16 protein-coding genes are annotated in these 18,046 nt (G+C 60.2%); 6 read left to right on the forward strand and 10 right to left on the reverse strand.

The genetic code is table 11. From position 1 onward, the window contains the following. Positions 1-20 precede the first annotated feature (20 nt). Complete coding sequence (locus ACO6VD_RS03775; protein WP_422417129.1) at positions 21-935, forward strand: LysR substrate-binding domain-containing protein; 915 nt, start codon at positions 21-23, stop codon at positions 933-935. Here ACO6VD_RS03775 and ispD read toward each other — a convergent pair. The 8 genes from ispD to ACO6VD_RS03815 all read right to left on the reverse strand — a co-directional run bounded on the left by ispD (position 911) and on the right by ACO6VD_RS03815 (position 9,114). Continuing rightward, a complete protein-coding gene (gene ispD, locus ACO6VD_RS03780) occupies positions 911-1,618 on the reverse strand; it encodes a 2-C-methyl-D-erythritol 4-phosphate cytidylyltransferase (protein ID WP_422417131.1) in 708 nt (235 codons plus the stop codon). The two genes, ACO6VD_RS03775 and ispD, sit on opposite strands and share 25 nt — an antisense overlap. Beyond that, complete coding sequence (gene ftsB, locus ACO6VD_RS03785) at positions 1,615-1,893, reverse strand: cell division protein FtsB (RefSeq protein ID WP_038613966.1); 279 nt, start codon at positions 1,891-1,893, stop codon at positions 1,615-1,617. Before ftsB ends, ispD begins: the two co-directional genes overlap by 4 nt. 163 nt (positions 1,894-2,056) lie before the next feature. Continuing rightward, complete coding sequence (gene eno, locus ACO6VD_RS03790) at positions 2,057-3,346, reverse strand: phosphopyruvate hydratase (RefSeq protein ID WP_400170431.1); 1,290 nt, start codon at positions 3,344-3,346, stop codon at positions 2,057-2,059. A 154-nt stretch (positions 3,347-3,500) separates the two neighbouring features. Beyond that, positions 3,501-4,346: a 3-deoxy-8-phosphooctulonate synthase gene (kdsA, locus tag ACO6VD_RS03795; RefSeq protein WP_422417133.1), complete on the reverse strand. Its 846-nt coding sequence runs from the start codon at positions 4,344-4,346 to the stop codon at positions 3,501-3,503. Positions 4,347-4,349: 3 nt separating this feature from the next. After that, positions 4,350-5,978, reverse strand: coding sequence for a CTP synthase (locus ACO6VD_RS03800; RefSeq protein WP_422417135.1), 1,629 nt, complete (start codon positions 5,976-5,978; stop codon positions 4,350-4,352). Between the two features lie 271 nt (positions 5,979-6,249). Next, positions 6,250-7,542, reverse strand: a complete 1,293-nt coding sequence (gene tilS, locus ACO6VD_RS03805) for a tRNA lysidine(34) synthetase TilS (RefSeq protein WP_422417137.1) — start codon at positions 7,540-7,542, stop codon at positions 6,250-6,252. Between the two features lie 133 nt (positions 7,543-7,675). Continuing rightward, positions 7,676-7,912 carry a hypothetical protein gene (locus ACO6VD_RS03810; RefSeq protein ID WP_422417139.1) on the reverse strand — a complete coding sequence of 79 codons (237 nt, stop codon included), beginning with the start codon at positions 7,910-7,912 and terminating at the stop codon, positions 7,676-7,678. A gap of 341 nt (positions 7,913-8,253) precedes the next feature. Beyond that, positions 8,254-9,114 carry a LysR family transcriptional regulator gene (locus ACO6VD_RS03815; protein WP_422417141.1) on the reverse strand — a complete coding sequence of 287 codons (861 nt, stop codon included), beginning with the start codon at positions 9,112-9,114 and terminating at the stop codon, positions 8,254-8,256. Positions 9,115-9,246: 132 nt separating this feature from the next. On the opposite strand from ACO6VD_RS03815, the gene ACO6VD_RS03820 reads away from it, so the two are divergent. From ACO6VD_RS03820 to ACO6VD_RS03835, 4 genes are read left to right on the forward strand one after another with little or no spacing between them, the layout of a single operon-like run. Beyond that, complete coding sequence (locus ACO6VD_RS03820; RefSeq protein ID WP_422417142.1) at positions 9,247-10,299, forward strand: agmatine deiminase family protein; 1,053 nt, start codon at positions 9,247-9,249, stop codon at positions 10,297-10,299. Between the two features lie 4 nt (positions 10,300-10,303). Further along, positions 10,304-11,212: an N-carbamoylputrescine amidase gene (gene aguB / locus ACO6VD_RS03825; protein WP_422417144.1), complete on the forward strand. Its 909-nt coding sequence runs from the start codon at positions 10,304-10,306 to the stop codon at positions 11,210-11,212. 1 nt (position 11,213) lies between these two features. After that, positions 11,214-12,317 (forward strand): extracellular solute-binding protein, encoded by a 1,104-nt coding sequence (locus tag ACO6VD_RS03830; protein ID WP_422417146.1) that lies wholly within the window; start codon positions 11,214-11,216, stop codon positions 12,315-12,317. 42 nt (positions 12,318-12,359) lie between these two features. Further along, on the forward strand, positions 12,360-13,484 hold the full coding sequence (locus tag ACO6VD_RS03835; RefSeq protein ID WP_422417148.1) for an agmatine deiminase family protein: 1,125 nt from the start codon (positions 12,360-12,362) through the stop codon (positions 13,482-13,484). A gap of 2 nt (positions 13,485-13,486) precedes the next feature. On the opposite strand, the gene gabP is transcribed toward ACO6VD_RS03835, so the two are convergent. Next, the gene (gene gabP / locus ACO6VD_RS03840) at positions 13,487-14,896 is read right to left on the reverse strand and encodes a GABA permease (RefSeq protein ID WP_422417150.1); all 1,410 of its coding nucleotides are present in this window, start codon (positions 14,894-14,896) and stop codon (positions 13,487-13,489) included. A 361-nt stretch (positions 14,897-15,257) separates the two neighbouring features. Here gabP and ACO6VD_RS03845 point away from each other — a divergent pair, with 361 nt between their 5' ends. Continuing rightward, a complete protein-coding gene (locus ACO6VD_RS03845; protein ID WP_422417152.1) occupies positions 15,258-15,449 on the forward strand; it encodes a DUF4223 family protein in 192 nt (63 codons plus the stop codon). A 96-nt stretch (positions 15,450-15,545) separates the two neighbouring features. Here ACO6VD_RS03845 and ACO6VD_RS03850 read toward each other — a convergent pair whose 3' ends face one another. Next, positions 15,546-17,987 (reverse strand): TonB-dependent siderophore receptor, encoded by a 2,442-nt coding sequence (locus tag ACO6VD_RS03850; RefSeq protein WP_422417154.1) that lies wholly within the window; start codon positions 17,985-17,987, stop codon positions 15,546-15,548. Positions 17,988-18,046: the final 59 nt, after the last annotated feature.

Consider the following 18,046-nt stretch of genomic DNA (forward strand, 5'->3'; position numbering starts at 1 on the left):
TTGCTACACAGGGATAATCAATGAGCAGCCGCTGGGAAGGCATCGACGAATTTGTCGCGGTGGCCGAGTCAGGTCAGTTCACCGCTGCGGCCGAACGCCTGGGGGTTTCCTCTTCACATATCAGCCGCCAGATCGCCCGCCTGGAAGACCGCCTGCAAACCCGTCTGCTCTACCGCAGTACGCGCAAAGTAACCTTGAGCGAAGCCGGACAGACCTTCCTGCAGCATTGCCAGCGTCTGCAGGATGGCCGCGAGGAAGCCCTGCGCGCCATCGGTGATCTGACCAGCGAGCCCAAAGGCTTGCTGCGCATGACCTGTGCGGTGGCCTATGGCGAACGCTTCATCGTGCCGTTGGTGACACGCTTCATGGCGCTGTACCCACAACTGCGGGTCGATGTCGAACTGAGCAACCGCACACTGGATTTGCTGCACGAAGGCATGGACCTGGCGATTCGCCTGGGCCGCCTTCAGGACTCGCGGCTAGTTGCCACTCGCCTGGCCCCACGGCGTATGTACCTGTGTGCCTCGCCTGCCTATCTTGAGCGTTATGGTCGCCCCCATAGCCTGTCGGAGCTGGCTCGACACAATTGCCTGATCGGCAGCTCGGATACCTGGACGCTGCAGCAGGACGGCCGCGAGCAAGGCTTGCGGGTGCAAGGCAACTGGCGCTGCAACAGCGGCCAGGCGGTGCTGGATGCGACACTGCAAGGAATGGGCCTGTGTCAGTTGCCCGACTATTACGTGCTCGAGCACCTGAAGACTGGGGCGCTGGTGTCGTTGCTGGAGGCCCAGCAACCCCCTAACACCGCCGTGTGGGCGCTATACCCGCAGCAACGGCATTTGTCACCGAAGGTACGCAAGCTGGTGGACTATTTACGTGAGGGGTTGGCGTTGTTACCCGAGTATCGCGATCAGCCGCGCTTGGCCCAGCGCTGACGCAACCACTCCAGGTCTTCCGGCCGGGTCACCTTGATGTTGTCACTGCGCCCTTCGATCAAGCGCGGCGCCTGCCCGGCCCATTCGATGGCCGAGGATTCATCGGTGATTGCCACATCCGCCACCAGGCTATCGGCCAGGGCCCGATGCAAGGTGCCCAGACGAAACATCTGCGGCGTATAAGCCTGCCAGACAGTACTGCGGTCGATGGTGGCGCTGACCCGCCCGTTGCCATCGGCACGCTTGAGGGTGTCGCGTGCGGGCACGGCCAACAGGCCACCGACTGGATCGTCGGCAAGCTCGAACAGCAGCTTGTCGAGGTCGCTGCGCGCCAGGTTCGGCCGGGCGGCATCGTGCACCAGCACCCAATCGCTGTCAGCCGCGCCCTGGGCGTGCAGCAGCAACAAGGCGTTAAGCACCGAGTCAGCGCGCTCCTGGCCACCGGCGGCGCGCTGAATGCGCGGATCACTGGCGCAGCGCAGGCCGGGCCAGTAAGGGTCGTCGTCAGCGACACTGACGACCACCCCTTTGACACCGGGATGGTCGAGAAAACAGTCGAGACTATGCTCGAGAATGGTCTGCCCGCCCAATTGCAAGTATTGCTTGGGACGGTCGGCTGCCATGCGGGCGCCAACGCCCGCGGCGGGAATCACGGCCCAGAAGGCCGGCAAGGTCTGGTTCATTGGGCAAGCTGGTAGAGGGTTTCACCCTCCTTGACCATACCCAGTTCATGGCGAGCCCGTTCTTCGACGGTTTCCATACCTTTTTTCAACTCCAGTACTTCAGCGTCAAGCACACGGTTACGTTCCAGCAGACGCTCGTTTTCGGCGTGCTGGTCAGCAATCTGTTGCTTGAGTTCGGTGACATGGGCCAGGCTGCCATTGCCCACCCATAGACGATACTGCAGGCCACCGAGCAGCAGGAGCAGAACGAGGAACAACCAATAGGGACTGCGCATCAGGGTATCCAGTGGAAAAAGACCGCCACCTCTGCAGGGCACTGATGGCACGAAGCCTGGCCGAAGCCAGGCTTTGTGTACTCAGACCTGCTGCAACAAGTTACTGAACAGTCAGTATGGCTGTTCAGCAAACCTTGGCTGCTGTCTTTTTACCATCTCTTGCTTAGCCGCGAAACTCGGCACGACCACGGTACACGGCCTTGGCACCCAGTTGCTCTTCGATACGCAGCAGCTGGTTGTACTTGGAAACGCGGTCGGAACGGCACAGCGAACCGGTTTTGATCTGGCCGGCAGCGGTACCGACGGCGAGGTCGGCAATGGTCGAATCTTCGGTTTCGCCCGAACGGTGCGAGATCACCGCGGTGTAACCGGCAGCCTTGGCCATCTGGATGGCTTCCAGGGTTTCGGTCAGCGAGCCGATCTGGTTGAACTTGATCAGGATCGAGTTGCCGATGCTCTTGTCGATGCCTTCCTTGAGGATCTTGGTGTTGGTCACGAACAGGTCGTCACCGACCAGTTGTACCTTGGCACCGATCTTGTCAGTGAGGATCTTCCAGCCAGCCCAGTCGGACTCGTCCAGACCGTCTTCGATCGAGATGATCGGGAAACGCTCGGTCAGGCCTTTCAGGTAGTCGGCAAAACCTTCAGCGTCGAACGACTTGCCTTCGCCGGAGAGGTTGTATTTGCCGTCTTCGTAGAATTCGCTGGCCGCGCAGTCCAGGGCCAGGGTCACGTCGGTGCCCAGCTTGTAGCCAGCGTTGGCCACAGCTTCTGCGATGGCGCCCAGGGCGTCTTCGTTGGACGCCAGGTTAGGCGCGAAACCGCCTTCGTCACCGACAGCAGTGTTCAGGCCACGGGCCTTGAGCACAGCTTTGAGGTGGTGGAAAATTTCGGTGCCCATGCGCAGGCCATCGGAGAAGGTCTTGGCGCCAACCGGCTGAACCATGAACTCCTGGATGTCGACGTTGTTATCGGCGTGCTCGCCACCGTTGATGATGTTCATCATCGGTACCGGCATCGAGTACTGGCCTGGGGTGCCGTTGAGGTTGGCGATGTGCGCGTACAGCGGCAGGTCCTGATCCTGGGCAGCGGCTTTGGCAGCGGCCAGGGATACGGCGAGGATGGCGTTGGCGCCCAGCTTGGCCTTGTTCTCGGTACCGTCCAGGTCGATCATGGCGCGGTCGAGGGCTTTCTGGTCAACCGGGTCTTTGCCCAGCAGCAGGTCGCGGATCGGACCGTTGATGTTGGCAACAGCCTTCAATACGCCCTTGCCCATGTAACGGCTTTTGTCGCCATCACGCAGCTCCAGCGCTTCGCGCGAGCCAGTGGAAGCACCGGACGGCGCGCACGCGCTACCGATGATGCCGTTGTCGAGCAGTACGTCCGCTTCTACGGTGGGGTTACCACGCGAATCGAGAACTTCACGACCTTTGATGTCGACGATTTTTGCCATTGTTGTAAGCACTCCAGAATTGACGAAAACAACGCAGCTGAGAAAAATCTTTGCCGTTCGCCTGGCTGTTGGAAACGGGCAGGCCTGACGAAGGCGTACCCCTGACCCGAAGGTCAGGGGTTGAACGGGCGGTACTTTACCGGAGAATTGAGGATTACGCGGTTTCTACCGTCGGAAAACTCTTCACCAGGTCGTCCAGTTGCTTGAGCTGGGCCAGGAAAGGCTCCAGTTTGTCCAGGCGCAGGGCGCATGGACCGTCACACTTGGCGTTGTCCGGGTCCGGGTGGGCTTCGAGGAAAAGCCCGGCCAGACCCTGGCTCAGACCGGCCTTGGCCAGGTCGGTGACCTGGGCGCGGCGGCCACCGGCGGAATCGGCGCGACCACCCGGCATCTGCAGGGCATGGGTTACGTCGAAGAACACCGGGTATTCGAACTGCTTCATGATGCCGAAGCCGAGCATGTCTACCACAAGGTTGTTGTAGCCGAAGCTCGAACCACGCTCGCAGAGGATCAACTGATCGTTACCGGCTTCTTCGCACTTGGTCAAGATGTGTTTCATTTCCTGAGGCGCGAGGAACTGGGCCTTCTTGATATTGATCACCGCGCCGGTCTTGGCCATGGCCACCACCAGGTCAGTCTGCCGCGACAGGAAGGCCGGCAACTGGATGATGTCACAGACGTCCGCCACGGCTTGCGCCTGGTGCGGTTCGTGAACGTCGGTGATCACCGGCACATTGAAGGTGCGCTTGATCTCTTCGAAGATCTTCATCCCCTCTTCCAGGCCTGGGCCACGGTAGGAGTTGATCGACGAACGGTTGGCTTTGTCGAAACTGGCCTTGAACACGTAAGGGATACCGAGTTTCTCGGTAACCCGCACGTACTCTTCGCAGACCGTCATGGCCAGGTCACGGGATTCCAGCACGTTCATGCCGCCGAAGAGGACGAACGGCTTGTCGTTGGCGATCTCGATGTTACCGACGCGAATGATCTTCTGGGTCATGTATCAGGCCTTGTTCTTTTGAGCCAATGCTGCCTTGACGAAACCGCTGAACAGCGGATGGCCGTCACGCGGCGTCGAGGTGAACTCAGGGTGGAACTGGCAAGCGACGAACCACGGATGATCCTGGGACTCGACCACTTCGACCAGCGCGCCGTCACCGGAACGACCGGAAACCTTCAGGCCGGCGTCTACCAGCTGCGGCAGCAGCTTGTTGTTCACTTCGTAGCGATGACGATGACGCTCGACGATCACATCCTTGGCGTAGCAGTCATGGACTTTGGAACCGCTTTCCAGCTGGCATTCCTGTGCGCCCAGACGCATGGTACCGCCCAGATCGGACGCTTCGGTACGGGTTTCAACCGCGCCGGTGGCGTCTTCCCACTCGGTGATCAGACCGACAACCGGGTGAGCGCTGTTGCGATCGAACTCGGTGGAGTTGGCATCTTTCCAGCCCATGACGTTACGGGCAAATTCGATGACCGCCACCTGCATGCCCAGGCAGATCCCCAGGTACGGGACCTTGTTCTCGCGAGCATATTGCACGGCAGTGATCTTGCCTTCGACACCGCGCAGACCGAAGCCGCCCGGTACCAGGATGGCATCAGCGCCTTCGAGCAGGCTGGTGCCCTGGTTCTCGATGTCTTCAGAATCGATGTAGCGCAGGTTGACCTTGGTACGGTTGCTGATGCCAGCATGACTCATCGCTTCGATCAGCGACTTGTAGGCGTCCAGCAGCTCCATGTACTTGCCGACCATCGCGATGGTGACTTCGTGCTCAGGGTTGAGCTTGGCGTCGACTACCGCATCCCACTCGGACAGGTCGGCACCAGCGCACTGCAGACCGAAACGCTCAACGACAAAATCATCCAGACCCTGGGAATGCAGGATGCCCGGGATCTTGTAGATGGTGTCGGCGTCTTCCAGGGCAATCACCGCACGCTCTTCAACGTTGGTGAACTGGGCGATCTTGCGACGCGAAGAAACGTCGATCGGGTGATCGGAGCGGCATACCAGCACGTCCGGCTGCAGGCCGATGGAGCGCAGTTCCTTGACCGAGTGCTGGGTTGGCTTGGTTTTGGTTTCGCCGGCAGTGGCGATGTACGGCACCAAGGTCAGGTGCATCAGCATCGCGCGCTTGGCACCGACTTCGAAACGCAACTGGCGGATGGCTTCGAGGAACGGCTGGGATTCGATGTCACCTACGGTGCCGCCGATTTCGACCATCGCCACGTCAGCATCGCCAGCACCCTTGATGATGCGGCGCTTGATTTCGTCGGTGATGTGCGGAATGACCTGAATGGTCGCGCCCAGGTAATCGCCACGGCGCTCTTTGCGCAGCACGTGCTCGTAGATACGGCCGGTGGTGAAGTTGTTGTTCTGGGTCATGGTCGTGCGGATGAACCGCTCGTAGTGGCCCAGGTCCAGGTCGGTTTCGGCGCCGTCGTGGGTGACGAACACTTCACCGTGCTGGAACGGGCTCATGGTGCCCGGGTCGACGTTGATGTACGGGTCCAGCTTGAGCATGGTGACCTTGAGCCCCCGCGCCTCCAGGATGGCCGCCAATGAAGCCGAGGCAATGCCTTTCCCCAATGAAGAAACAACACCGCCCGTGACGAATATGTAGCGCGTCATGAAAAACCCTAGAAGTCTGCGTTAAAGCGGTCAGTGCCGCCGGGGAAAGCGAAGGAAGGCCGAAGCCCCCGATCACCTGCGTCAATCACAGTGCTACTTAAAAAACTGCCGCGTCTGGACAGACCGGGGGTTGAAAACCCGGTACGGAGCTCGCTACACATTTTTAGAATCGCCCAGCAAAAAACTGCTTGGTAATCGGCAACTGCCGTGATTTCAGGGAAGCCACAGAAGTTGTATCAAGAAGGGAGCGTAGTCTACCGGAATGTGGCTTTCATCTCAAACCTTGCTCACTCGTCGGTATACACCACTCTAATCGCCACGGCCCCTGACTCAGTTCCGGCAGGTTGGCCACCGCCAGCAACTGTTCGTCGCGAAAGAGCAACGGCAGGCGCAAACGGACAAAGGCCGGCACCTGCGACTCGTTGAGCAGGCGCTTGAGATCACGGCGGCCACGCCCGGCAATCTGCACAGACTCACCGCCTTGGCGGTAGGCGATGCGCAACGGCCCCTGCGGCATCATGCCGCTCAAGCGCAGGCTGCCATTGCCTGGCAACACCAGGCTCTGCGTCGGATCGCCCCAGCCCTGCCCCACGGGAACCTTGAGCCAGTCGTCGGCCAACCACCAGATGCGGTCATTGGCACGGTGCAACTCGCCGTCGGTCAGGCGCCAGCATGGCCGTCCGTCGCCTGAGGCATCACGCAGGTCTTCCCAGCCGGCCCAGTGCCGGGTATCCGGCAGACGCGTGCGCTTGGCCAGCCAGTACTGCAACGCATTGCGCTGGCGTGCCGGGGACAGTTCGCGCAACACCGCCAGGTCCAGTGAGGCGAGCGTCAGCCAGTCGAAACCGCACGGTGTCGATGCCAGCAGCAGGTCCTGGATAGCCAACTCATCGAGCAGGCCCTGGGCTTCACTCAGGTGTTCGGCGGTACGCGCCAGGTTCTGCGCGACGTGCGGCCAACGCTGGCGCATCTGCGGAAACACCGCATGACGCAAATAATTGCGGGAATACTGAGTGTCGTCATTGGTGGGGTCTTCAACCCAAACCAACTGTTGCGCATCCGCGTAAGCCTCCAGCGCCGCTCGCGAAACCTCGAGCAAAGGCCGTAACAACACCCCTTGCCCCAGTGCCCGCTGGCTCGGCATAGCGCTCAGTCCGCGCACACCGGCCCCGCGCAACAGACGGAACAGCAGAGTCTCGGCCTGATCTTCGCGATGCTGCCCGGTCAGCAGCACTTCGCCTGGACGCAAGGCCTCGGCGAAGGCAGCGTAGCGCGCCTCACGAGCGCCCTGCTCGAGGCTGGCACCGGGAGCGACCTTTACGTGGATGATCTGCAGATCGACGCCGAGATCGTCGCACAGGCGCTGACAATGAGCGGGCCAGGCGTCGGCCGCAGCCTGCAGGCCGTGGTGGATGTGAATCGCGCGAAGGGGGGGTAACGGATGCTGACGAGACAGATTTGCCAGCAGATGCAACAGAACCGTGGAGTCGAGGCCACCGGAGAGAGCGACACACCAGGAAGGGGCGTGGAGCCAGGGAGTGAGCTTGCTTTGCAGATCAATCATCGGTGTGGACTCGATTGCGCATCGCGGGGCAAGCCCGCTCCCACCAGTTTCACACACCACTGTGGGAGCGGGCTTGCCCCGCGATTGCTTGGTGCCAGTTGCGTCGCGTCGCGGGGCAAGCCCGCTCCCACCGTCAGTTTTGTATCTGAACGCAGGCCAACGCCTGCTCAACACGGCTGCGCGCATTCTCCATCTCATGCACCGCAGCACGCACCAACGCTTGTCCATGCAAGTCCGGGTGCAGCGACACCGCCTGCTGAGTTACGGCTAGCGCGCAGGTCAAGTGCTCGGAGGCATACACCAAGGCGTCTTCAAGGCAATAAGGGGATTCGGTGGGGAGAAGCGGGGGATCGGGGACTATCTTCAGCATGGTCAACTCCTGTATCAGTGGAGCTGCTACAAACCCGCTGTCAAACAGGTGGGTGGCAGCTGTACGTGGGTTGACAGACCGGTGATACAGGAACCGGCGCACACGAGTGTGCCCCACGCATAGCTGCCATAGAGCAGTGCGGCTGTATCAATGGCGGTCTGTCAAAACCGGTCGTTGAATTAGCAACGACCGGCCAAGACTAGGCAGCTACCGAGGCAGGCGCAACAGCTGAAGTGCCCGGGGATTATGCTTGGGAAATGGACTACACGAAATGGCGAAATGGCAGCGTCCAGCAATGTTTTCTGCTGGGGTATTGTAAGAAAAGTCGTTGTCTCCCGAAGTCATTCAACCGCCAGACTAGCCTGCAACCAGGTACTGAAACTCCGCGTCAACGGGCTCTTCTCACTGTCCCGATGAATCAGGCAACTCCAGTCAGGTCCACGCACGGTTTGCGCACACAGCGGCTGCAATAGCCCTTGCGTACAGGCCTGGGTGGCGAGCAACTGGCTGACCAGTGCGATGCCATGGCCAGCGCACGCTGCATCGAGCAGCAAGCCAGGATCGGAGAAGTTCAAGCCGTTGCTGCGCTGGCCTACATCCTCACCGCCCTCAACCAGCCAATGACTCCAGTCCATTTCCCGTTCGCCATGCAAGGTGGTGCGCTGTTCTGCGGGCACTTTGAGCAGGTCAGGGTGGCAGGCCGGGTACAGGCGGTCGCGAAACAGAGTCTGGTGGCTGCAATCGGCCTGGGCGCTGAGGTCATCGCGCAGGCTCAGGTCGATGGTCTGGGTGGCCATGTCCGGCGGATCAAAGCTGGTGAACAGCCACAGATCCACCTCGGGGTGCTGGCGATGGAAATCTCCCAGGCGCGGCAGCAACCAGTGCCGGGCGAACGCGGGGGTGGTGTTGACCACCAGCTGATTGGGCTTGCGGTACTGCTCCAGGCGCCGGATACCTACTGACAACTGCTGCAGCATCGCCTGGGTGGTGCTCTGCAGGTCGTAGCCGGCGTCGGTCAGGCTGACGCTACGGCCATTGCGATGAAACAGCGGCTGCTCAAGGAAGGTCTCCAGGCTGCGGATCTGCTGGCTGATCGCAGACTGGGTCAGGTGTAGTTCTTCGGCGGCTTTGTGAAAGCTGCCCAGACGCGCGGCGGCTTCAAAGCCGCGCAGGGCATTCAAGGGAGGCCAGTGCTTTAGCATTGATAAGCTCTACTGATCAGTTGTCAGCTAAATCTATCGTTTGTTCGCGCAATTATGAAGCCATAGCATTGTATTCATCACCGCAGCAGCGGTTTTCAGTAATTAATATCCCTTAACTGAAAGGTGAGAAGCATGCAGCGCAATGGCGATCTGAGCAGTGGTTGGTTCATGCCCGCAGAGTGGGTGAACCATGCAGCGACCTGGATGGTCTGGCCGCACAATAAGGCGTTGTGGGAGTCCGGCTGGGGCGTGACTCTGGAGCAGGTTCAGGTGGACTTTGCCCGTGTTGCCAATGCCATTGCGCGCTTCGAACCAGTCAAGATGGTGGTGGATCCGTCTGCCCGCGCCAGCGCCAGCGACCTCTGCGGGGCGAACATCGAGCTGATCGAAACGGCGGTCAACGACAGCTGGTGCCGCGACTCCGGCCCAAGCTTTATCTGCCATCCGCAACAAGGGCTGGCCGGGGTCAGCTGGCGCTTCAACGCCTGGGGCGGCAAGTCGGCGCATGATCTGGATGAAAGCCTGGCGCGGCGCGTGCTCAATCAGCTCGGTCTCGACTGCTTTGGCACGGCCTTGAGCAACGAAGGCGGCGCCATCCATGTTGACGGCGAGGGCACCCTGATTACCACCGAGTCGGTGTTGCTCAACCCCAACCGCAACCCGGGCATGACCAAGGCCGAGATCGAGGAGATCTTCACCCGCTTTCTCGGCGTGAAGAAAACCATCTGGCTGCCGGGCGATCCGGACTATGTCACTGGCGATATGACCGACGGCCACGTTGATGGCGTCTGCGCCTTCGCTCGCCCCGGTGTATTGCTGGTCGATGCTACTCGTGACCAGAGTTCGGTGTATGCCAAGGTCGCACGGGAAAACCGTCGGGCGCTGGAGCTGGCCACTGATGCCCAGGGCCGTCACTTCGAAATGCTCGAGCTGTATGAAGCCAGCGAAGCGGTGGATGTCGATGCCGAGGTGTTCTGCGCCTCCTACACCAACTTCTACATCGCCAATGGCGCGATCATCATGCCGGCCTACGGTATCGAAGCCGATAAGGCGGCGGCCGAGGTATTGGCCAAGGCGTTCCCGGGGCGTGAAGTGGTGCCGGTGCAGATCAACAACCTGGCCCACGGCGGCGGTGGCGTGCATTGCATCACCCAGCAGCAGCCGGCCTGGCCAGTGAAGGGGTGATGCCATGACGCTACTGACCGTCGCCACTACGCAGATGCCATGCACCTGGAACCTGCAGCACAACCTTGACCGGGCCGAGCAACTGGTGCGCGAAGCGGCCGCTCAAGGGGCTCAGGTGATTCTGCTGCAGGAGTTGTTTGCCACGCCGTACTTCTGCATCGAGCAGCATCACAAACATCTGGCATTGGCAGAGGAGTATCAACACAGCCAGGTGCTCAAACGCTTTGCCGCATTGGCCGCAGAGTTGGGCGTGGTGCTGCCGTTGAGCTGGTTCGAGAAAGCCGGTAATGCCTACTTCAATTCGCTGAGTGTGGCCGATGCCGATGGCCGCCTGCTGGGGGTGTATCGCAAGACCCACATCCCTAACGCTATCGGCTATCAGGAGAAGGAGTACTTCAGCCCTGGCGATACCGGCTTCCGCGTTTGGGATACGGCCTTCGGGCGCCTCGGTGTGGGCATCTGCTGGGACCAATGGTTCCCCGAGACTGCACGCTGCCTGGCACTGATGGGCGCCGAAGTGTTGCTGTTCCCGACCGCTATCGGCTCTGAACCGGGCGCGGCAGAACTGGATTCGCGAGATCACTGGCAGATGGCGATGCGCGGTCACGCGGCGGCCAACATTTTGCCTGTGGTGGCGGCCAACCGCGTGGGTCTGGAGGCGGCGACTACCGATCCGGAATTGCAAATGACCTTCTACGGCTCGTCGTTCATCAGCAACCACAAAGGCAAATTGCTGGTCGAAGCCGACCGCGAAACGCCCGGTGTGCTGCTGCAGCAACTGGACCTGGCAGCGATGCGTGAAGAGCGCCAGACCTGGGGGATCTACCGCGATCGCCGCCCGGAGATGTACGCCGCGCTGCTGGGGCTCGACGGTCGTCAAGTCAATGCATGCTGGAAGACTCAAGGGGTGTGACATGAACATCAGCCACAAGCGTTTGCTGCTGACCCTCGGCCTGGTGCTGGGGACCACCCTGACCACGGCGCAGGCCGAGGACAAGACCCTGCGCCTGTACAACTGGGCGGACTACTTTGCCGAGGACACGCTGTCGAGGTTCACGGCTGAAACCGGGATCAAGGTGATCTACGACGTCATGGATGGCAGTGAAGTGCTGGAGGCCAAGCTGATGACCGGCGGCAGCGGTTACGACCTGATTTTCCCGGGTGACACCGTGGCCGAGCGTTTGATGCGTGCCGGCAGCCTGCAGGCCTTGGATCCTGCGAAGCTTGAGGCGCTGGCCGATGTCGAACCGGGCTTGCAGAAGCTGCGCACCCATTACCCGCATGCCAGCAAGGCCACGGTGCCCTACACCTGGGGCACCATCGGCCTGACCTACAACGACGAGCAGATCCGCCAGCGTATGGCGGATGCACCGGTGGAGAGCCTCGACCTGCTGTTCAAGCCTGAGTTTGCCGCCAAGTTCGCGGACTGCGGGATCTCGATGATCGACTCGCCGGACGAAGTGCTGGCGGTAGTCCTCAACTACCTGGGCCGCGATCCGCGCAGCGCCAAGCGCGAAGACCTGGCCGCTGCCAGCGATCTGTTGCTGAAAATTCGGCCGTATATCCGCAAGTTCCAGTCGCAACCGGTCACCGACCTGGTCAACGGCAACCTGTGCTTGTCGCTCGGTTACAGCGGCGACATGACCCAGGCCCAGCGCACGGCTGATTCGGCAGGCAAGAAAGTCAGCTTCCAGTACCGTATCCCCAAGGAGGGCACCACGGTGTGGATGGACAACATGGCCATTCCGGTAGATGCCAAACACCCGGAGTACGCCTATACCTTCATCAACTTTGTCATGCGCCCGCAGAACATGGCGGCCATCAGTAACTTCACCGGATACCCGACTTCGAACGCCAAGGCGCGCCCGGATGTCGATCCACAGATGCGTAACAACCTGGATATCTACCCGGCAGAAGCCACTTTCGAGCGGCTGGTGACCGGCAAGGATATTCCGCAGTCCGACATGCGTGCGCGGATGCGCGTGTGGACCAAGTTCAAGACCGCACCGGGCAGTTGATTGCCCGGCACCCGCACAACGAATTGATAGAGAGTCAAACAGATGCCAACGCGTCGTGAGTTTATAAAGCAGGTTTCAGCGACCGCAGGCCTGGGTCTGGTCGCCTCCATGGGCTTTGGCCTGAATGTCCCGCAGTCGCTGGCGGCCGGTGGCAAGCGATGGTTCATGCCGGATGAAGGCGACAAGCAGGAGTGTGCCTACGTTTCTTTTGGCGCGCAGGAGGCCATCTGGGAAGACTTCACCGCCGATGTGCAGGAAGCCATCGGCCTGATCGCCAGCACCATCGCGCGTTATCAGCCGGTCGTTGTGCTGTGTCGTGCAAGCGAGCGCGAGCTGGCGCAAGAGTTGTGCGGCAGCAAGAACATCACCTTTGTCACCACCGAGCTGGACGACATCTGGATGCGTGACATCGGTGCCAACTTTGTGATCACCGAACAGGGTGACCTTGGCGCGGTCGATTTCAACTTCAACGGCTGGGGCAACAAGCAGCAGCATAAATACGATGCCCGAGTGGCGCGATTGCTGGCGGACGATGCCGAGGCGACTTACCTGCGCAGCGAGCTGGTGGGCGAGGGCGGCGGTATCGAAGTGGACGGTCACGGTACCGGTATCATGACCGAAAGCTGCTGGATCAATGGCAACCGCAACCCCGGCTGGAGCAAGGCCGAAGTCGAAGAGGAACTGAAGGCACGTCTCGGGCTACGCAAAATCATCTGGCTGCCGGGTATCAAGGGCAAGGACATCACCGATGCCCATGTCGATTTCTACGCGCGCTTTGTTGAGCCCGGGGTGATCATCGCCAATCTCGACACCGATCCCGACTCCTACGACCACAAGGTCACCAAGGCGCACCTGGAAATTCTCAAGAACGCCACAGACGCCGACGGCCGCAAGCTCAAGGTGCATACCGTGTCGCCACCGCTGAAACCGCGTAGCAGCAAGTTCAGCAAGGACAACCCGGATTTTGCCGCCGGTTACATCAACTACTTCGTCATCAACGGCGCGGTGATTGCTCCGCAGTTTGGCGACAAGGCCGCTGATGCCAAGGCCTTCGACCTGCTGACCGAGCTTTACCCGAACCGGGAGGTGGTACAGCTCAATATCGATGCCATTGCCGCGGGCGGGGGCGGCATTCACTGCGTGACCCACCAACTGCCTCGGGTTTGAACTCAGGTTTTACCCAGTTGTTGAGCTGAGCGCGCCGGCTGCCCGTGCTGGCGTGTCAGGACGATGCCGAGCAATGAGATGACCAGCGCCAGACCGATGGTCGAGGTCACCTCGGAGCGGTGCTCCGGGGTCACCAGCATGACCCCGAGCGCGGTGACGATAAAGGCGATGACCGCATAGGTCAGCCAGGGGAACAGCCACATGTGGCAGTCGAGGCGGGTGTTTTGCTGCTGCAGCCTGCGGCGCATGCGTAACTGAGAGATGGCGATGACCAGGTACACCAGCAAGGCAATGGCGCCGGAACTGGCCAGCAGGAACTGGAACAGGCCGGCCGGGGCAAAGTAGCTGACCACGGTAATCACTGCTCCCAACACCGTACTGGCAATCACTGCGGTCCGCGGCACGCCGACCTTGGAGGTCACCTTCACTTGCCGCGGCGCCTCGCCTCGCTTGCCCAGCGAGTAGAGCATGCGAGAGGCAATGTAGATCGATGAATTCATGCAGCTGGCCACCGCCACCAGCACCACCACATCCATCATGAACTTGGCGTGGGGAATGTTCATCAGCTCCAGTGCGCGCTGATAAGAGCCCACTGACGCCAGTTGCGGGTCGTTCCAGGGCACGATGGAAATGATCACCGAAATCGACAGCAGGTAGAACACCCCGATCCGCCAGATCACCGAGCGGGTGGCCTTGGCGATGTTCTTCGCCGGACTCTGCGATTCAGCAGCGGCGATGGTCACGGCCTCGATGCCGATAAAACTGAACATGACCGTGATAAAAGCGCCGACCACGGCAGAGGCGCCGTTGGGCGCGAAGCCGCCATGCTCGGCCAGCAGGCGACTGAAGCCGCTGACTTCCCGGTCTGGTACCCAGCCCATCAGCACTGCGGCGCCAAGGCTGATGAAGGCGATGATCGCCAGCACCTTGAACATGGCGAACCAGAACTCGAATTCACCGTACTTGGCCACACTGAACAGGTTGGTCGCCGCCAGGGCAATGATCGACAGCAGGGCAAACAACCAGGCCTCGACCTGGGGAAACCAGCTGTTCAGTACATGCCCGGCGGCCAGTGCTTCGATGGGAATGACCAGTACCCAGAACCACCAGTACATCCAGCCAATGGTAAAACCCGCCCAAGGCCCGATGGCCTGATCGGCATAGGTGGAAAACGAGCCGGTATCGGGGTTGGCCACGGCCATCTCGCCGAGCATGCGCATCACCAGAATGACCAGGATGCCGGAGAGGAAATAAGCCAGTATTGCCGCAGGGCCGGCGGCGGCAATTGCATGCCCGGAGCCGACGAATAGCCCGGCACCGATAATGCCGGCGATGGAAAGCATGGTGACATGGCGTGGCTTGAATCCCTGCGCCAACTGACCCTTCGAATCTTCGGAGCCCAAGCTGATCATTATGCTTATTCTCATTGTGTTTGATCTTGGGATGCGCTGACTGACCGTTAGGCGAACATCACTCCTTCCTCTTCGAACACCTTGAAAGTGGCATAGCTGAAACGCGCAAGTTGCTCTAGTCGATCAGTCGTCACGACGGACGCACGGTTGAAAAAGCCACGCCACATTACCCATGGGTAGCGCCGGGCGTGTTTGTCGATTGCGCCGTGATTGAGTCCGATTGCGACATTGGCTGTCAGCTTTTTTTGAGCTGAAGATGCGCGGTGAGCGCGTCGAGAAGCTGACTGGAGAGTTCTAGTTGTTTTCCGTATAATCGCGCTTCCGCCATTAAGGCGGTGTTTCATAAATTAAAGGACTTTGTATGAAAAAGCTGTTGAAAGCTTCTGTTGCTGTTGCTGTAGTTACCGGCGTGGCACTGCTCTCGGGTTGCACTGGTCAAGTCTACAACCAGCCAAAAAACTGCTCGTACGACTACCTGTTCCACCCTTCGGTTTCCGTTTCTAAAATTATTGGCGGTTGCGGCCCAATCGATAAACTGCCACAACAGCAGTAATTTTAGCGCTGCACTGATTGGCCCGCTCCAGGGTTAATCCAAAGCCCCCTGTTACTGACGTAGCAGGGGGTTTTTGTTTTCTGCCAGGTGCCGGGCTCAGAAGTCCCAGCGGGTGCTCAGCATGAAATTGCGTGGTTCACCGTAGGCCGCCGAATTATAGAAACCGACGTTGGTGTAGTAGTACTTGTCGAACAGGTTGTTGATGTTCAGTGTGGCCGAGAGGTGTTCACTGAACTGGTAGCGAGTCATCAAATCGACCAGCCAGTAAGATTCCTGAGAGATGTCTTCATAGTGCCCCAGAGGAGCGTTGTAGATTGATTGCCAGCCGACACTTTGCCAGCGTGCTCCGGCGCCGACAGTCAGGTTTTGCAGACGGCCCTGAAGTTTGTAGCTGGTATACAGGCTGAGCTGGTCTTCAGGTTCGAAAGTCGAGATTTTTACGTCGTTGTCATCGCGCACAATCTTGTGGGTATAACCGGCCTGTACCTGCCAGCCCGGGCTGAGTTCTCCGGAAACCTCCAGCTCATAGCCTTTGGTCACCGCCTGGGTGCCTTTGAAGGCATAGTTGGGCGGTGTGGGTTGCAAGTTGTTGTAGTCGTCATCGGGCACGGAGCGGTTGTCTTCATGTACTTCGAAGTAGGCCAGGCTGCTGTTCAGGCGGCCTTCGAAAAAATCTGCCTTCAGGCCCAGCTCATAGTTCTGGCCTTCGTCCGGTTCGAGCAGTTTGCTGTCGCGGTCTTTGTTCCAGCTTTCCTGGGGCATGAATATGTCGGTGTAGCTGGCGTATACCGAGTAGGTGTCATTGAGGTCGTAGACTGCGCCAACGTAAGGCACGAAGCGCCCTGACTCCTTGTAGGACGGGTTCAGACCGGTCAGGTGATAGTTCACAACGCGCCCACCCAGAAAGACTTTCAGGTCATCGCTGACATTCAAGCGTGTGGTCATGTAGGCGCCGGTCTGGCGCACCACGTCATCGCTGCGCTGCGACACCGGGCCCCAGTCAGGCTCGGGGAAGTTGCCGTTCCAATTATAGAAGTCCACCACGTTTGGACCCTGATGGGTCACATTCCAGTAACCCTTGCCTTTCCAGTGCGAGGTGCCGATCGAGCCACCGAGCACCAGCTCATGCTCGCGTCCGAGTAGCGTGAAGGGACCAGTGACATAGAGGTCGGCCGAGTCGCTGGTGGTTTCCCCGGTGTACTTCTGCGCGTTGATGCTGGCGGTGCCATCGGGCTGAGGCTGGTCGAACTGAATTGAGCCGAGCGCGGCATGGTAGCCATTGATCTTGTGGTCCAGTTGCAGCTTGGTGATCCAGCCATCGCCCAGTTCATGTTCAAGGGTGGCGAAAACCGTGCGGGTGTATTGCTCCCAGCCGCTCCAGTCGGTGCCATTGTTGAATGAGCGCGGCACGCTGTTGTGACCGCCGACGGAGTTGATCAGCGGGAAGCTCCCCGACCAGCTGGAGCCTTTGGGATTGTTGTCCTGATAATCGCCACCGACGGTCAGCATCGTGTCGGGGGACAGATCGAACTCGACAATGCCGTAGTACACCGAGCTTTTGCGCGAGTAGTGGTCCATGAACGAGTTCTTGTCCTGGTAGGCGGCCACGGCGCGGCCGCGGACATTACCGGTTTCGGTCAGGGGGCCGCTCAGGTCCAGTTCAGTGCGGTAGTTGTCCCAGGAGCCCATCCCCACGCTGGCGTGGCCTTGAAAATCGGCGGTGGGTTTCTTGCGCACCAGGTTGATCGTAGCGCCCAGGGAGCCGGCGCCGGTCAGCAAGCCGGTGGCCCCTTTGAGCACCTCGATGCGGTCGTAGATGGCCATGTCGCTGAGGGTGTTGCCCGCCGAATAGGCGACGTTGCGTACCGTGGAGGGTATGCCGTCGTACTGGAAGTTATTGATGGAAAAACCACGGGCGTAGTAGTTGGTGCGGTCGCTGTCGAAGGCCGACACGGTGATGCCGGGTGTATGGCGCATCACGTCGTCAACGTTGTTGAGGCCAAAGTCGTCCATGTGCTGGCGGGTGATGACGGTGATCGACTGCGGGGTTTGCCGGGGCGTGAGGACCAGGCGGGTTGCCGTGGCGATAGTGCCGGGCGTGTAGGACCCGGTGCCTTCGGTAACCGTACCCAACTGGTTGCTGATAATGCTGGTGGCGCCCAGTTCCAGTGCCGCTCCCGGGGCGGGACGACGGACCAGCATCACCGCATTCGCACCATTGGGCTCGAAGCCCAGTTGTGTGCCTGCCAGCAGTTGCGCCAATGCTTGCTGGGTACTCATCTGGCCGCTGACGCCAGGCGACTGAACACCTTGGGCCAGTTCTGCCGAATAAGCGATCTGCAGCCCGCTCTGCTCACTCAATTGGTCGAGGGCGTTGGCCAGCGGTTGCGCGGCGATCGCGAAATCGTGGGTGCTCGACACCTGATTTCCGATCGGTGTGCCGACCGGCTCGGCGGCTGTGGCATTGCTACAGGCCAGACAGATGGCCAAGGCCAGGATGCTGTGGGCGTGGGTTGGGTTAAGTGCTGGGAGGTGCATGCGAGCCCCGTACTGAATAGGAATTGTTTGCAAGCGCAAACACCTTGACGGGTTGAAAC

It is taken from the genome of Pseudomonas sp. GZD-222 (assembly GCF_049310525.1).
GTDB lineage: Bacteria > Pseudomonadota > Gammaproteobacteria > Pseudomonadales > Pseudomonadaceae > Aquipseudomonas.